Annotated in this window: 14 protein-coding genes; 11 read left to right on the forward strand and 3 right to left on the reverse strand. The window is 43.0% G+C overall.

Translation table 11 applies throughout. From position 1 onward, the window contains the following. From mmoC to N7974_RS04990, 5 genes are all read left to right on the forward strand, one after another. Positions 1-1,038, forward strand: a complete 1,038-nt coding sequence (gene mmoC / locus N7974_RS04970; RefSeq protein WP_262964540.1) for an aromatic/alkene monooxygenase hydroxylase FAD-binding subunit MmoC — start codon at positions 1-3, stop codon at positions 1,036-1,038. Positions 1,039-1,154: 116 nt separating this feature from the next. Then, the gene (locus N7974_RS04975; protein WP_262964541.1) at positions 1,155-1,580 is read left to right on the forward strand and encodes a BLUF domain-containing protein; all 426 of its coding nucleotides are present in this window, start codon (positions 1,155-1,157) and stop codon (positions 1,578-1,580) included. Between the two features lie 42 nt (positions 1,581-1,622). Continuing rightward, positions 1,623-1,916: a hypothetical protein gene (locus N7974_RS04980; RefSeq protein WP_262964542.1), complete on the forward strand. Its 294-nt coding sequence runs from the start codon at positions 1,623-1,625 to the stop codon at positions 1,914-1,916. A 20-nt stretch (positions 1,917-1,936) separates the two neighbouring features. Beyond that, positions 1,937-3,622, forward strand: coding sequence for a chaperonin GroEL (gene groEL / locus N7974_RS04985; RefSeq protein WP_262964543.1), 1,686 nt, complete (start codon positions 1,937-1,939; stop codon positions 3,620-3,622). A gap of 443 nt (positions 3,623-4,065) precedes the next feature. Further along, positions 4,066-5,844 carry a sigma-54-dependent Fis family transcriptional regulator gene (locus N7974_RS04990; protein WP_262964544.1) on the forward strand — a complete coding sequence of 593 codons (1,779 nt, stop codon included), beginning with the start codon at positions 4,066-4,068 and terminating at the stop codon, positions 5,842-5,844. Between the two features lie 114 nt (positions 5,845-5,958). Here N7974_RS04990 and N7974_RS04995 read toward each other — a convergent pair whose 3' ends face one another. Then, on the reverse strand, positions 5,959-7,203 hold the full coding sequence (locus tag N7974_RS04995; protein ID WP_262964545.1) for an MgtC/SapB family protein: 1,245 nt from the start codon (positions 7,201-7,203) through the stop codon (positions 5,959-5,961). A 131-nt stretch (positions 7,204-7,334) separates the two neighbouring features. Beyond that, entirely contained in the window at positions 7,335-7,895 is a 561-nt protein-coding gene (locus tag N7974_RS05000; RefSeq protein WP_262964602.1) for a MarR family winged helix-turn-helix transcriptional regulator, read from the reverse strand. Positions 7,896-8,109: 214 nt separating this feature from the next. Here N7974_RS05000 and N7974_RS05005 point away from each other — a divergent pair, with 214 nt between their 5' ends. The 5 genes from N7974_RS05005 to N7974_RS05025 all read left to right on the forward strand — a co-directional run bounded on the left by N7974_RS05005 (position 8,110) and on the right by N7974_RS05025 (position 13,372). Then, entirely contained in the window at positions 8,110-8,376 is a 267-nt protein-coding gene (locus N7974_RS05005; protein ID WP_262964546.1) for a DUF2024 family protein, read from the forward strand. 59 nt (positions 8,377-8,435) lie between these two features. Beyond that, entirely contained in the window at positions 8,436-8,774 is a 339-nt protein-coding gene (locus N7974_RS05010; protein WP_262964547.1) for an STAS domain-containing protein, read from the forward strand. Positions 8,775-8,783: 9 nt separating this feature from the next. After that, a complete protein-coding gene (locus tag N7974_RS05015; protein ID WP_262964548.1) occupies positions 8,784-9,206 on the forward strand; it encodes an ATP-binding protein in 423 nt (140 codons plus the stop codon). 56 nt (positions 9,207-9,262) lie between these two features. After that, entirely contained in the window at positions 9,263-12,622 is a 3,360-nt protein-coding gene (locus tag N7974_RS05020; RefSeq protein ID WP_262964549.1) for an NAD-glutamate dehydrogenase, read from the forward strand. A gap of 120 nt (positions 12,623-12,742) precedes the next feature. Then, complete coding sequence (locus tag N7974_RS05025; protein ID WP_262964550.1) at positions 12,743-13,372, forward strand: hypothetical protein; 630 nt, start codon at positions 12,743-12,745, stop codon at positions 13,370-13,372. 200 nt (positions 13,373-13,572) lie between these two features. On the opposite strand, the gene N7974_RS05030 is transcribed toward N7974_RS05025, so the two are convergent. Continuing rightward, on the reverse strand, positions 13,573-14,364 hold the full coding sequence (locus tag N7974_RS05030) for a L,D-transpeptidase family protein (protein WP_262964551.1): 792 nt from the start codon (positions 14,362-14,364) through the stop codon (positions 13,573-13,575). A 724-nt stretch (positions 14,365-15,088) separates the two neighbouring features. Here N7974_RS05030 and N7974_RS05035 point away from each other — a divergent pair. Next, entirely contained in the window at positions 15,089-16,462 is a 1,374-nt protein-coding gene (locus N7974_RS05035) for a L,D-transpeptidase (protein ID WP_262964552.1), read from the forward strand. Positions 16,463-16,670: the final 208 nt, after the last annotated feature.

Consider the following 16,670-nt stretch of genomic DNA (forward strand, 5'->3'; position numbering starts at 1 on the left):
ATGGCAAGTACCCATCAGGTAACGATTGTTACCCAGGACGATGAAACCGTCACATTTGAATGTCGTTCAGATGAAGACGTCATCAGCGCCGGCTTACGGCAAGATATTTATTTAATGGCTTCATGTCGGGAAGGCGGCTGTGCCACTTGCAAAGGCTTTTGCTCGGAAGGCGATTACGTCTTGGGTAAATTTAGCTCCCAGGCGCTGCCTTCAGAAGAAGAAGATGCCGGAGAAGTGCTGCTATGTCGCTGTTATCCGACTACCGACATTGAAGTTGAAGTACCTTACACTTACGACCGTATCTCATTTTCCCCGGAAGGCTTGTCTTTTGAGGCGGAAGTGACTGATTTGTCGCAAATATCCAGTAACGTTATGCGTTTACTCGTGCGTCGAACCGGTGATGATAAACAAGTTAAATTTGATTCCGGACAATTTTTTGATCTGGAAATTCCAGGTACAACGACTACCCGCTCTTATTCACCCGCCAACATAACCAACAAGCAAGGCGATCTGGAGTTTTTGATTCGGATAGTCGATGGCGGCAAGTTTTCAACCTATATGAAAGATGATGCCAAAATTGGCCAAAAAATACAGGTTAAAGGCCCGTCAGGTATTTTTGGCCTAAAAGAAAACGGCTTTACACCGCGCTATTTTATAGCGGGTGGCACCGGTTTAGCTCCCATCTTATCGATGGTCAGACGGATGCATGAATGGCAGGAACCACAAAAATGTGTTATCTATTTCGGCGTTAATACTGAAGCAGAAATTTTTCATCTGGATGAGCTTGATCAGTTAGCGGCTGAAATGCCAACGCTGGAACTGAGAAATTGCGTATGGAAATGTTCAGATGATTGGCATTGTGAAAAAGGCAGTGTCGTCGATATTTTACGTCGCGATTTGCAATTAACAGGTGTCAAGCCGGATATTTATTTATGCGGTCCTCCAGGTATGGTGGATGCCACCTTCGCGGTCTGCGAAGATCAAGGTATTCCCAAAGAACGTATTTATCTGGAAAAATTCTTGCCCAGTGGATCGTAAAAAAACACCTCATTAAAAGAGACCAGGAAGTTTATATGGTCTCTTACTGCGCAGCCAAAACAGCGCCTGTTACAGAATTAAAAAAACAATAAATCATCATAAAAGAGGAGCACATAATGTCACTTAATTGTTTAGTATACGTAAGTTTGGCCAACCAAGAGATGTCTGATAAACATCTACAGGATCTGCTCAAGAAAGCCAGAGAAAAAAATGAAGCGTTAAGTATCACCGGAATGTTGCTCTTTCGTGATGGTTTTTTTATGCAAGCACTTGAAGGTGAAAAAAAAGATATCGAAGAGCTGTTTACTACCATTGCAAATGATCGTCGACATCGCGATGTGTTGCAGATTTATAAAAAGCCAATTTCGCAAAGAAGCTTTCCGGATTGGAAGATGGGCTTTAATAAAATTGACGATAAAAGCGTGGCAGCCATTGACGGCTTTACGGATTTTCTAAAAAATCCAACACCCGAGTTTTTTATGCATCGTGCCAGTGAAGCAGAGGCACTACTTGATCAATTTAAACACCAACTGTTCTTTTGAACGTCGGCAAGACCGTTAACTGCATCGTTATTTGAGGTGGGCATGAAACCTGATGATGTTGATTTTCTTGGCGAGATGGTTGTTCAGCTGGATGTAACCATTAGAAGATTAGTGAGAGAAGAGCATGAACTGGCTCTTAAATTAGGCTCTTTTAGGGTTCAGGAATTAAAAGAATTCTGGAATCAGGAATTAACCAACGAAGAAGATGCTGAATTTAAAAGAACCCTGGATTATTGGGAAAAAATCCTTATTCGTACCTGGGCACACTTAAGTCGAGCCCATAAATCCCGTGCGCAAGTAGGACAGACATTCATGAAATTGAATTCAAAACTTTAACTGATTGAGACAGCATAGCCATGAGTAAACAGATTATTTACAACCCTGAAGCACGCTTAAAAATGATGGCCGGTATAGATAGAGTGGCCCGCGCAGTGATTGTAACGATGGGCAGTAATGGCCCTGCCGTCATGATTCAGCATCGCACCGACGGAATTATGCCCATTTTTACCCGGGACGGTGTGACGGTAGCCAGATCAATCAATTTCAATGACAGAATTACCGATTTGGGCGGGCGGATGCTGCGTGATGTTGCCGGTGCTGTTTCACGACAAGTCGGTGACGGTACCACCACCTCGATTGTACTGGCACAAAAACTGGCGCAAGACTGTTTAAAAAGCGTGGCAGCAGGCTTTCATCCTTTACAGTTAAAAAAAGGCCTGGATATTGGTCTGGCTTTAGTCGAAAAAAATCTGGCAGAAAAGGCCTTTACCGAGGTTAGTGCGGACTGGATAGAAAAAATTTCTGCGGTGGCTACTAAAGATGAACCGGGGGTCGGCAAACTGCTGGCTGAAGCCTTGGATAAATTAGGTGTACAAGGTACATTAACCTTTCAAATGGGTAATAGCCGACAAGACGAACTGGAGATTGTTGACGGCGCACAATATCCGCAAGGCTTTATATCGCCTTATTTTATGACCGATAAAACCCGTGAAGAAGCCGTGTTGGAAAATCCTTATATTCTGCTTTACGACCGTGACATTGATGACATGATGGACTTGGTGCCGCTGTTGGAAGAAATCAAAGCACAAGGACGTTCACTGTTAATCATCGCTGAAAATGTCATCGATAAAGCATTAACCGGCTTATTACTGAATCATGTGCGTGGAATTTTCAAGGTTGTAGCGGTTAAGCCCCCCGGTTTTGGTGATAAACGCCTTAATCGTTTTAAAGATTTAGCCCTGTTAACCGGTGGTCAGGCGATTCTTGATGACTACAGCTCTCCCAAACTTGAGCACGTCACCTTGGACCAACTGGGGCAAGCAATACGAGTCATAGTTACCGCGAGTTCAACAACCATTATCGGTGCGGCAGGTGACCAAGCCGCCATCGATGTACGCACGGAAACATTACGCCAGGAAGCGGCAATTATTTTAGCCAAAAAACCCGGACAAGGCTCTGCTACCGGTAATAAACACGACTATGAAGAATTGGCAGATCGCATTACCTTCCTGAAAGGTAGAACCGGTGTATTTAGTGTCGGCGGAATGGCTGATTTTGAAATAAAAGAACGTCTGGTGCGTATTGAAAATGCTTATATGTCGGCTATAGCGGCGCTTGAAGAAGGTGTTTTACCCGGTGGCGGCGTTGCCTTGTTTCGTTGTATCAAAGCGCTTGATAGCGTCATTGCCGAAAATGCAGAGCAGCAGCAGGGTATCAGAATTTTGCAGGCCGCATTAAGCGCTCCCTTGCAAAAAATAACCCAAAATGCCGGTTTTAATAGTGAAGCTGTCATTGCTCAGTTAAATGCGCAAGATGATGACAGTTTTACGCTGGATACCCGGCGTAACCTGTACGGCAACTTTCTGGAGATTGGTATTATTGATCCCGTTAAAGTTATGCGTCTGGCATTACGCAATGCTGTCAGTGTGGTAAGTACGATGATGACGACAGAAACCATTGTTATGGATATCCCCGATAATTCAATTATGGATGGTTACTCACCGGAATGGGCAGCGGCGACCCGCGAGGATCCTAGAGCCTAAAAAAGCCATAGGCACTGACTGCCAGTTTTGACGGCCTAAATAGTAATATACCAACAATTATCGGGGTTATTTTTAAAAATAACCCCGATAATTGCCACGTTTTATCGCTGGCAATTAAGTACTTGAAAACGTGATACCCAGCAAAACCAGGGCTTGCCGTCAACCGACACAGTCCCTGTACCTTGTTAATTTATATCATTTTTTATTAATCCGGTTTTATTTTTTTGTTTTACTTGTTTTGTCTTCCCTACCTGCATCTGAAATAGATGCCCCCGTTATTTTTTAATAGCGTGTAGGCAATGCGTCACTATGACGCATTGCCTATTTTTTTTATTTTGTTATCTTGGCTGCTTATTATTGTAGTTATGACAAATTCATTAAAATGTAAAATTAATGTTTTTTGCTTATACTAACTTTAAGGTGATATCCATCAAGAGACAACAATGACTATTGATTATACAATTCCTAATAAAGTAAGAATCATTCAAGAAGCATTATTAGTCCGACACACCATTGAGTTTGAAATTGACCGCCCTGCCCAGGCATGGCAATGGATGAATCAAACCCGTACGATTCCGGATCAGGGCGAGTGGGTACGTCCGGAAGTGACCGATGCCTGGCGACGTTGCCTGGAAGATTACCAATTACCCTTAGGTAATTATGTCAATTGGGAAAAATATCCCGCCATTAATAACACAGTCAACAGCACGCATCAGTTAAAAAACATAGAAGGACTGATCAAACAATTAAGCCACAACTTTACGGTATTTCTTAAAGAAGCGGGCGTCATGATGGTGCTTACTACGGCAGAAGGACGACTATTGTATGTCTCCGGTGAAAATCATTTACTGAGTTCATTTATAAACCAACTGTATCAGCAAGGAGCAAACTGGCATGAACCTGTTTTGGGTAATAACGGTATCGGCACGGCAATCACCCTAAAAAAACCCATTGCCTTTCAGGGTATGGAGCATTTTTTAAGTGTATTACACCCGTTTACGACGGTTGGTTATCCGTTACTGGATGATGCCGGGAACTTACTGGCGGTTATAGGACTGGTCAGTAATAATCACGAATGTATGAACTCACTGTTTGCTTTCCTGCATTTAATTTGTGTCTTGGTAAATACCAACTTACCTTTGGCTCAAAATAAAATCGCTCAAGAACGGGTGTTAGAAAAATTTCACTTTAAACCTGCCCTCAAGCCGTCAAACCAAGACACTGAATCCAGCATTTCAGAAGCATTGGATTTACTCATTCAAAAAGCCGTAAAACTACAAACGCATAAAATCCCTATCCTGATTACCGGTGAATCAGGCGTTGGTAAAGATCATTTTGTTAATTTGCTTAAACAGGCAGGCCCCAGAAAAGATGCGCCCTTTATTGCCATTAATTGCGCGTCAATACCGCATGATTTAATAGAAAGTGAATTGTTTGGTTATGAAGCGGGTAGCTTTACCGGAGCGCGAAGTAATGGCAAACCGGGGAAATTTAAGCTGGCTGACAAAGGTATTCTATTTCTGGATGAAATAGGTGATATGAGTTTTGATTTACAATCAACGTTATTGCGGGTGTTGGAAACTTCGGAATTTACGCCGGTAGGTGGCTGTTCGCCTATTCATGTTGATGTGCAAGTCGTTGCGGCAACCAATGTACAATTAATTGAGGCGGTAGAGGCCGGGCGTTTTCGGCGTGATCTTTATTATCGACTCAATGGTGCGCAAATTCATCTTCTGCCTTTACGAGAACGGCCCGATAAAAAAACCATCATTCATCATATCTTGCAACGTGAATTAAATACCATTTCCGTAACAGAGCCTTTTGAAATTTGCCCCGAAGTCATTAGCCTGATTGAACGCCATCCTTGGCCCGGTAATATTCGTCAACTGATTAACGTGATTAGAGCCACGCTTTATACCGCCAGCAATCCATTTATCAGCAAACAGGATCTGCCGCTGGATTTTATGGCTGAACTCAAATTAAATGGCGACGATTGCCAATCATTCGATAATCTCCAAACATTTACCTCAATGCCGTTAACTTATGATGCGCCGATTAAGAGTTTATCGAACTGGGAATTACATGGCATAAAAACCGCATTAAAAGAATGTGACGGTAATATTTCTTTGGCTGCAAAAAGATTAGGTATTACCCGCTCGACGCTGTATAAAAAAATCGATTATTTTAGGCTGGATAAAATGGGCGACGGATTACTCGCATAAATAGAGACAGTTGGAACCTATAAAATTTTTCTTTCTCAAGCCATCTACCCAAATAACCGAAATCCATAACTTGCCAAGATATGACCGAATTTTAAGGACGATTAGTCTATCGGCTTAGGTAATCAATAAGCCCGCGATAACAGCTCCCGCCAAGGTACTGCAAACTCTAAGCGCCAAAGCCCTGCCACCAATAAACCATGAAAAAATACTTTTGATGCCTGAATTGACTGATACGGCAATAAGAATTGCCTTAGCTGCGACACTGACCTCCAAGCCTTGCTTGCTCATTTGTGCCATAGAAAGGGTAATAGGATCAACATCAGCCAGACCTGCAGTCGCCGCCAAAAAATAAGTCCCCATATCGCCAAAATAAATTTTTAACACATTGGACAGCAGCATAATGATAACCAGAAATGCACCAAACTTCATCGCTATTATTAATTGAAAAGGGTTTTCCAGTGTTATCTCGTCAATGGCTTGAAACTCTCGCCTGTTCCACCACAACAGAAAAGCCGCAAGATAAGTAAAAATAGTCATTACCAGCAGCGCAGGGAACAGCATTTGGAACAAAGCAGGATTCATAACGGAGGTTAACAGTAGAGTACGTGCAAACATAGTGGCACAGGCCGTTAAAATACCAGCCGCGAGCACGTTGCTCATCGTTGGATTTTGCGCTGATAACTTTGACAAATTAAGCGTAACGGCAGTCGAAGAAACCAATCCACCCAAGGCACCGGTTAAAACCGGTCCATGCTGGTTACCAAGAATCCTGATGGCAAAATAGCCCAGATAAGAAATACCGGCAATCAACACCACCATCAGCCAAATATGATAAGGATTAAAGGCAGCCCAAGGGCCATAACCCTGATTGGGTAGTATCGGAAGCATAACAACCGAGATCAGTAACAATTTTAGCGTTGCATATAATTCGTGTTGTTCCAGTTTTTTAAGCCAGCCATGTAATAACGGCTTAAAACCCAGCAATGAGGTAATAACTACCGCACTTGCAGAAGCCAGCATAATATAGCCAAAAACCGTTAACGCGCCCAACGTAAAAGTGATTAGCGAGGCCATAATACTGGTGATACTAAAATCTGCAAATTTATCGAGGCTTTTACTATAAGCCAGTAGCAACACCGCTGTAAGACCCAGAAAAACAAAGCCTATAAAGAACGCATCGACCTGCTGCGCCAGAATACCTGATAAACCACCCAACAAACCAATCATTCCATAGGTACGTAAGCCTGCAACCCGCATACCCTCCTCCCGATCACGAGTGCGCCAACCACGTTCCAGGCCAATTAACAAACCTATTGCCAAAGCAATTCCCAGAAGTTTGAAGTTTTCCAGTTCAGTCATTTTTGTCAATCCGGCTGTCTATGAACTATAAAATGTATCGTCTCATGCCTGCGGCATCGGGCTTATGATTACCGAAATCAGATCGGTAACGCTCGCGGGCATGAGACGCTCCTGCAAAATTTTTTTAAGGTTTATAAAGGTGTGTGCTCTTGGCATATTTTTTCACTATCGTTTTGGCTGAGAGGCTCCTTGGTTAACCCACAACTAAAACCTACGGACGTTGAGGTAAAATATTGGCAGGTTTTACAAAGGCCAAATGATTGTGACTTATTAGCTTTTTGTAATGATGTGAGTGCTTTCATGAACATTTCTTCATTATTAATAAAATTATGTTCTTTAAATAATAATGCCGCACTCTTAAATAAATCCGATGTTCTCGCCTGTTTTAAAATAGCGTGACCTTCGGCCAGAAGACTCAGATGCACTATACGCCGATCATTGGTATCACTGGTTTTTTCTATAAAGCCCTTTTTTACCAGCAATAATAGCGTTTGTGAAACCGTTCCACGCGTCATCCCAAGAAAATTGGTTAATGCTGCCGGTGTATCACTGTAACGATTACAACGTGACAAATAGTCCAGCGCTTGAAAATGTACCGGCTGCAAGCCTAATTCGGTACATTTTTTACGCTCTTCTGAACGAATTAATGTGGCCATGCGTTCAATCAAGTCAAAAACATCAACTTTTTCCATATTATGCATATAAACAATGATTTAGTCAGTTGATAACAAGCTTTATAGTAACACAATAACTTTATGTATCGAATCGATATTGTTATACTGACCCATAAAACTTTACTTATTGACAAGCTTCGGGGTTGATTATTAGGCATATCGCTTATGAATACAGCTCTGACTTCAAACTTGTTTAATTTCAATTTTCAACTAAACCACTTTACAGGAAACTATGATGCCAATTTCACATGTATTTGATACCTATGCAAAAACAAGCAAAGGTAAAACGTTACATTTTGATGTTGTACTTGATGATCAAGATCAACAAAAAGCGATAAACTACGCCAAAGAATGGTTACAAACCATAGGCGAGACGGATGCCACAGTGACCTCGGAGAACTGCTATTTTTGTCATAGTGTTGAAGCACCAACAGAATTAAGACAACAAATAAATGCACAAGGATATGCTATTTACAAGTTGGAAGGCTGTCCAAAATAACATCCTGTCGTTAAAAAGACTATACTCAAGCAACTTGAATTTTCAGCACTAAAAAACCAATGAAACTAAAACTCGAAAAAATAAATGATTGTAGTGTTATATTTATTGAGGAAGAAAGAATAGATGCTCACAATTCGGGGGAATTAAAAGCCTACATCCTGCAGTTGATAGAAAATGGCGACGTTAATATTATCGTTCAACTCGAAAATGTTCGCTTTATAGACAGTTCCGGCTTGGGTGCCTTACTATCAGGACATAAAAATGCGGCCGCTAAATCCGGCAAACTTGGTTTAGCCTGTTGTAAGCAACAAGTATTATCAATGTTTGAGTTAACCCGGTTAAATCGGGTTTTTGAAATTTATACTGATCTAAATGAAGCTTTTGAAAACGAAGCCTAGGGGTTCTGTATGTGTAATTCGGTTCTACAGGTAGATGTAATCATTCCGACGCAGACCAAATATCTGGATTTAATCGGTAGTATTGGTGAACATATAGCGAAAGATATCGATGACTTTTCTGGTGACAGGGAGGCATTGGCTTATCATTTAAACTTGGTATTAACTGAAGCCACGACTAATGCCATTAAGCATGCCACGCTAACGACCCCGAAAGATACTGTCAGGATAACCATCCATATTCAGGATAATGAGCTGAATATCAAGGTTTATGATCATGGCCAGGGCTTTGACCTGGAAACCGTGCCGTTACCCAATTTTGAGCAGCCTAAAGAAAGTGGTATGGGGCTTTATTTCATTAGAACCTTTATGGATTCTGTCACTTATACCAAACAAGATGATTGTAATGTGTTGGAAATTACAAAATATCTATAGCACCATCAGGCAGGTCAAAAGCATATTTTTAAAATAATTCTACAGGCGGTGAATAAATGGACGTACAAGTAAACAGCCTTACCCAATCCTGGATCGCTTCATTTCAACAACTCACTGAGCGGGCTTTGGGCAAGGAAACCGGTAAACTCTTGTGGCAAAAATATCAGTCCGCTTTTTCTGTTGACTATCAAACCTTGGTGTCTCCGCGTTACGCATTAAAAGACCTGCTTCATCTTGAACAACTATCTCCCTTAAAAAGTCATGATATAAGCCTGCTTAAACCTTATAAAGAAATAACCAATTATCGGCTGCATTTTTACAGTCAACAGGAACATTTTTTGGATGAGTACATTCCTGTTCTGGAAAACCTGCACTTAAGAGTTATGGATCAGGTGCAGTTTACGATTACCACGGGCAGTACGACGCAATTTATCAGAAGCTTCACCATTAAAACAGCAACAAACCAATGTTTATCTTTAAGCGTTGTCAATCAACAACTGCTGGCAACCATTCAAGTTATATTGGCTGGAAAAAGTGAAAATGACGCACTCAATAAACTGCTGGTTTTAACCGGAATGGACTGGCAAGAAATTGATGTACTCAGGGCTTACCGAAATTATTATTTACAACTAGGCCATCAAACCAGTAAAGCTACTGTTCATCATGCTTTAATCAATAATCCACAGCTTGCCTTGTGTCTGTTTGATTATTTTGAGGCCCGCTTCAGACCTAATCCTGCATGGGATGATCCGGTACTTCGGGAAGAACAAGCATTATTTCCCTTACGCCTGCAATTACTGGACAGCATGGCATCGGTTGTTGAGATTAATGATGACCGCATTTTACGTACCCTGTTTAATCTGATAGATGCAACGATGCGCTGTAATTTCCATTTACGGCGTAAGCTGGATGATTATTTTATTGCCTTTAAAATAAACAGCTTAGGGATTATTGAGATGCCCTCTCCTAAACCACAAAACGAGATTTATGTCCATGCAGTGGGTATGGAAGGTATTCATCTGCGGGGTGGCAAAGTATCCCGGGGCGGGATACGTTGGTCTGATCGTCCCGATGACTTTAGAACGGAAATATTGGGACTCATGCAAACCCAAATCAGCAAAAATGCCTTAATTATTCCGACCGGTGCAAAAGGCGGGTTTGTATTAAAGAAAAGCAACCTGAAATTTTCCCCGCAAAGCACCGGCATGGACCTAAAAGAGGCCGGAAAAAAGGCTTACATTACCCTGATTCGCAGTCTGTTGGATTTAACCGACAACTATAGTGACGACACCGTTATTAGGCCGCAAAATATTGTCAGCTATGATGATCCTGATCCTTATCTGGTAGTAGCTGCAGATAAGGGCACAGCCAGCTTTTCAGATATTGCCAACGCCGTATCAGCAGACTACCGGTTTTGGTTGGGTGATGCCTTTGCCAGCGGAGGCTCTAACGGCTATGACCACAAAGCACTGGGCATTACTGCTCAAGGTGCCTGGAAGTGCGTCCAACGACATTTTCAGGAATTAGGTATTGATACACAAAGCGAAGCCTTTACTGTCGTCGGTATTGGCAGCATGGATGGCGATGTTTTTGGTAATGGTATGTTATTGTCGCCCTGTATCCGCTTATTGGCTGCTTTTAGCGGGCAACATATTTTTATTGACCCTACCCCATCGGCCAGCAACGCACTATTTAACGAACGTAAACGCTTGTTCGAATTATCAGGGTCCAGTTGGAATGATTACGATCGAACCTTGATCTCTGAAGGAGGCGGTGTTTATTTTCGCTCAGACAAAGATATCCCCATTTCTGCCGAACTAAAAAAATGGCTGGGCATACGCTATAAAACACTGGACGGAGAATCACTGATACGCTACCTGTTGGCAGCGCAGGTAGACCTGTTATGGCTCGGTGGTATCGGTACTTACGTAAAAGCCGGTACTGAAAAACACGAAGAGGTCGGCGACCGAAGCAATGACAATGTACGAGTTAATGCCGCCAATCTGGGCGCTCGTGTTGTTGGCGAAGGTGCAAACCTGGGCTTTACCCAAAAAGCACGCATCGAATACAGTTTGCGCGGAGGTCACATCAATACCGATGCGGTCGATAATTCGGCGGGCGTCGATACCTCTGATCATGAAGTTAATTTAAAAATCTTGCTGACGGGTTTACAAAAGAAACACATTATTACTGACTATCAACCGTTATTTATCAGTATGACCGACGCTGTTTGCAAACAGGTCCTGGCCAATAATTATGCCCAGAGTCTTTGTTTATCATTGGACCAATTACGTAGCGCCGATAATCCGACAGTTTTTTTGCAACTTGCTGAACGCCTTGAAGGTGCAGGCTTTTTAGATCGGGTTGTTGAATCTTTTCCTCCCGCAAAAATTATTTTAGCCAGGCCTGGACAACGAATAACCCGTCCCGAACTGGCCGTATTAATGGCCGCCAGCAAAATGTACTTAACCCGGCAGATACAAGACCAAACGGCATTACTGCATGATGAATGCTGTGAATGTTATTTACAGGCCTACTTTCCTGTTCAGGTTAATGCGCATTATAAAAATGACTTATCTGCCCATCCTCTGGCCAACGAAATCAAAGCCACTGTCGTCAGTAATAAAATAATTAATCAGGCCGGATGTAGTTTTTTAAGCCTCGATAACGACAGCGAAAATACCACAATACTCGATCATGTCGCTTGTTATTTAACTTTTGACCGGGTTTTGGATGGTGATGCACTGCGTCTGGCGATTTATGCGCTGGACAATAAAATTGCCGCAGATAAACAGTATCACTATTTGCTGGAACTTGAACGTATGCTGACTGGTTTTTGTCGCTGGACGTTACTACACAACAAAAAAATTCGTCCCGATACTCAGACCATCAACGACTATAGTATTTATTTACAAGACTTTGAACAACATGTTAACCGGCAAGACAGCCTTCAAAGTAAAGAACAACTGGAGCGATACACACAGGATGGGCTTCCGGAAAAGTTGGCACAAAGACTGATGTTTATAGCCACTCTTAATGATTTTCCGTTTATCGTTTCTTTATCTGCTGAAACTGCTACCGATTTTATAACGGTCTTTAAACTGTTCAATGATATTAGCCGTTATCTGGGTTTGTATGAAATTGACGAACAGTTCACAAAAATGCCTCCTCATGATTATTGGGAACAAAAAGTATCGTCTGATTTACAGGCCGATATAAAACGCATTACCGGTTTATTGCTTAATAACATCTTGTTAAGCAATACGTTAACCTGTGCCGACTATTTTGATTTGCCCGCTGAAAAACAAAAAATCAATCGATACCGGCGAGTTTATCAGGAAATCAAATCGGTTTTCCCGGTCAATCTGATGCCTTATATCGCCTTAACCAAAGAGTTGGAGAGATTGCTTGCGTAAGTAGCGTTTTTTATAATCTGCGATAGACTGTTTAGCGTTAATTTACTTATTTTCAAGATGAGACGGGCCACCGCCATTCTGCCCATATAATACGGCTATAAAACCTTCCAGGACTCTATAATGAAATACAACCGCAATACATTAGCAATTATGTTGGGGCTTTTAATTGCCTGTCCGTTAAATGCCTTGGCCGATAATCCCTGGACCTATCAGCAAGGCAGGAACAGCTCAACCAATCAGACTTATAGCTTTGCCCAATCACCGCTGCCCCAACCGGGTCGTTATGACGACATGATGCTGGAAATTGTTTGCAAGGAAAACAAGCTACAAGTAGTTATTAATACGGATGACTTGATTGCCTCACAAGGCAGTAGTTTTAATCTGGAATATCAAATTGACAAAAAGACACCGGTTGTCATTCAAATGAAAACATTCTCTGACTCCAAACGCAGAGGCTATACAGAAGAATTTGCCAAACGCATGGCGGATGATCTGTTGACTGGCCAAGCTGTTTTTATTCGCATCACCACCATGATACGAACTGCACTATCAAGCTCAATACCTTTGGACAATACCGTAAAACCCATTCAACAAGTATTTGCCGATTGTGGCCTCAACGCATCAAACAACGTTGCCAGCCAACCAATCTACGGTTTAACTGAATTTGAACACGAATTTGGCAAGCTGGATGCAGATCAACAACAGCAAGTATTGACTAAAATAAAAAAAATAATGACGGAAATACAATAAGGGCCAGCAGGCTATCCGAGAACAGGAAGCGTAGTATAAGGATGAATTTATTCGCCCAAGGCGAATAAATTCATCCTTACAGATTTTTAGGTTGCCGGATGCCAGCAAGGCTCCCAGGGAAGAAAGTTAATGCGTCACGCTGGCTACGCACAACCCGCGAACGCTTTGCCGGTACCATCAACGAAGACAAGCTATAATTGTCAAAACCTGGTTTTTGCCGACTTCACTACAGGTGACAGGGCTTTGATTTCACGGGAAATAATCGAATAAAGCTCCGGGGTCCATTTAGGAAATTTTCCGGAATCAGCTTGCAGAGGGTAGACCCTCGGATCGTGTGGGGCAATCACTACTTTTACATTCTCGGCACCCACTTGCGCTGTAAGTACAAAAAGCTCCTCTATCGCTTCATCGCCTATGGCCAAACAACCGATGGAGACGGCTTTACCATGGATGAAAATATCAGACCCCGGATTGACGCGCCCTTCCTGCCCGGCATGGAAAAGGTCGAACTCGTTGGGGTAATTTATTTTCATTGACAAGTGGTAATGGCTGTTGGGATTGAGCCCCGCAATGCCATAAACACCTTCCGGCACCTGTTTGTCGCCTTGGCGTAATTTGGGCCCCGCCATACCGCTGGCAGCCTGAATATGATAATCACGGATGAAACGGAACTCACCGTTGTCCTTGGCCCATAGTTCAAGTTTCTTTTCCGCTTTCAAAGCGATGAAGGTCACTTCGCGGGGGGGATAAGATACCTTGGCTTTAACGAAATAGGGGTTAAGTTTGCGCGACGTATAGGCACCATAATCTTGCAAAATATCCGCCACGGTCCATTGACCGGGCAATCTGAGAGGTGCGCTATAATAAGCTTTCCGGGCAACCTGAGCATGGGGTTTGACGGCAACGTTTATACTGGCGGGCTTGTGCACCGAGCACGCGCCCAGCAATCCTGTCAATGTTAAACCGACAATGATTTTAGCGGTTGATTTCATAATGTGCGTTGGAAATAAAGTGGGAATGGATATAGTTTAAGTAAAACCATCACCAGTTTGCAAATTATGGTCGATTGTCTTGGCGGTGCAATAGCTTTTTGCCAAGAATATCCCACCAGTAAATATCAAAATCGTCCAGTGTGAATTGCCGGTTGGTCTAGTTTATAGAGTAGAATATGGGTAAAATTTTTCATCTATAGATTTTCAGATAAATAATTTCCATGTTTACAGATACTATCCCTTCAAGGGATGTTATCTGTATGAGCTTACAGCGATATGAATTGGAAGTTTAATTTCTGAAAGTCTATATAGCCTTGTTCGCATTGGGATCAACCCACAGCCTGCCCGTTCGACCATATCAGCCTACAACTATTTTAATTGGTTCCGTTGAGGGCTGATTTGGCAAGATTTTCTTCTCGCGGCGATAGTTGTAGTAAAATATAAGGGATGGAATGGGCATAAAACTGATTGTGACTGCCGACCAAGGATCTACCTTCAAACCTTAAGATATCCCTAACAGAATGTCTTAAGGTTTGAAGGCAGGTATGCCCAGCTTTTAACTAATACGCCTGTTTGGGCGCGAGGTGACTCGATGAAAATAGCCACTTATTCCAGTGCGGTCAAACCGCATTTCTTCTGGCTGGCGACCATGATTATGACTTTGTCAACAGTCGTCCAGGCCGAAACCTTCGTCAGCAAAGACATGCTGTCCTATGGCTTCTCCATGACAGCCTTCCAAGGCGATAACGACGTCGATCCGCGCAAGACCATTACTTTGGAAGCTTTGGGTTTGGGTGCCCGCTTGTCCAAGGTCGAATTATTCGATGGCACCGGAAAAGTCCTGTTTGAAGCGAAAAATCAAACCAGCCTTAGCTTGCCCGCGCCACTGGCTTTCGAGACTCACTATACACTCAAGGTGACGGCGGAACGGTCTTGGTCAGGACAGTCCCAGACCCGCGAAGTTAACTTTACAACGGTCGCCGTGCCGAAGTTGGAAGGGCCCGCGCTTAGAATACTGGAGCCGGACGCATCGGTGACCCTGCATTTTGACCGGCCAGTAGGTGAAGTACAGGCTACAGGCGACCTGACTTTGCGCACGGAAGCCGATGCCACAGGTCAAAACATTCGGTTGCTGGCCAGCGCTTATGTGCAAGACCATCGTTATAATATCCAGTTGAATTATAAAACTGCGACGGGCGTCCCCTTGCCTGCGCTAAATCTCGAGTTAATGACCCCGCCCCCCCTTACCGCCGAAACCAATGTTAAGGGCTTGACCAATTTAGGCTTGATGTTGCCACTGCAAGTAACTTTTAGTGAACCGTTGATCGACCGGGCCAATGTAGCGAGCAAGCTCCAGGTGCAGACTCGCGATGGCAAAACCATCACTGGAAAATGGCGCTGGATTGGACCGCGCCTTCTTAAGTTTACCCCTAATCCTGCATGGCCAGCCTCAAGCGCTATCGAAGTCAGCACCCATGAGCAAAATTTAAGAAGCGTAAGGGGCGGCACGCTAAAGCAAGCCCTGATCGAGCAATTCAGCACCGGTAAAGACCGGAAGCTTTTTGTTTACCTGGAAAGTCAACGTGTTGAGGCTGTAGAAAATGGCGAAGTGATCCGCACCTTCAAGGTCAGCACGGGCAAAAGCAAAACACCTACGGTAACGGGTTCTTTTTATATCTATGACCGCTATCGCCACAAGACCATGCGTAGCGACGTCGGTCGGGGGCAGCGTGATTTCTATGAAGTGGAAGATGTTCCCTATACGCAATTCTTCCATAAAGACTTTGCCTTCCATGGCGCGTTTTGGCACAATAATTTTGGCCATCCCGCCAGCCATGGTTGCATCAACATGGCCACCAAAGACCAAAACAAACGCTGGAGCAATGTATCAGAGGATGCCGGATGGCTTTATGATTGGGCTGCGCTGGGCCTACCGGTGATAGTGACAAATAAAGCGCTCGAACCAATACAACCTGATCATGTACCAGCAAAAGTAAGTAAAAGTGCGAATCAAGAGGCCCGTGCCGAACCACCCGAGACGGTTACCAGGCAAGAGCTTTCCGGTAAAGTAGCTGTTAAGGCAGGCAGTCATATTTAATTGCAGAACACTGGCCCTCTAGTATGGCTATTGCCCAATTGTTTCGTAAAAATAGTGATAGAAAAACGTCAAGACTATATCCGGTGACGAATGACTTTTAAAAATTAAATTTCCGGATTGATTCGTTAAAGAGCCTTTAAAATCGCCGATATTTTATACATTTCTCAATCTTATACAAAAAATGAAACCTATAAAACTTTTACCATCG

The organism is Methylobacter psychrophilus (assembly GCF_025583945.1).
Lineage (GTDB): Bacteria > Pseudomonadota > Gammaproteobacteria > Methylococcales > Methylomonadaceae > Methylobacter_C > Methylobacter_C psychrophilus.